Source organism: Streptomyces sp. SID13726 (assembly GCF_010548375.1).
Classification (GTDB): Bacteria; Actinomycetota; Actinomycetes; order Streptomycetales; family Streptomycetaceae; genus Streptomyces.
In genome coordinates this window covers 1-445 of sequence record NZ_JAAGLY010000437.1, presented here as the reverse complement: position 1 = coordinate 445, position 445 = coordinate 1, and the positions used below count along the sequence as shown (strand labels likewise).

At 69.0% G+C, this 445-nt stretch carries 1 pseudogene; it reads left to right on the top strand.

Features of this window, described 5'->3' with window-relative positions:
* Positions 1-445, top strand: a pseudogene (locus G3I78_RS48470) (mycodextranase); the annotation flags it as partial.

Here is a 445-nt window from a genome sequence, read left to right as displayed (position 1 = left end):
CGGCTCCGTGCACACCGGCGTCGGGTTCTACGGGAGGTACGCGGACGAGGGCGGCAGCACGAACGTCCACCTGCGCGACTTCGCGATCGTCGGGGACGTGCGCGAGCGCGTCGACACCGACCAGGTCAACGGCGTCGGCGGCGCGCTGAGCGCCTCGTCGATCTCCGGCCTGTACATCCAGCACACCAAGGTCGGGCTGTGGTTCGACGGGCCGATGGACGACCTGCGCGTGGAGGACACCGTCGTCGTCGACCAGGTCGCCGACGCGCTGAACTTCCACGGCGGCGTGACGAACTCGGTCGTGCGGAACGTCTTCGTCCGGAACACCGGCGACGACGGCCTCGCGATGTGGTCGGAGAAGGCCGCCAACGCGGGCAACGTGTTCGAGAACAACACGGTCCAGTCGAACACCCTGGCCAACGGCATCGCGGTCTACGGCGGCACG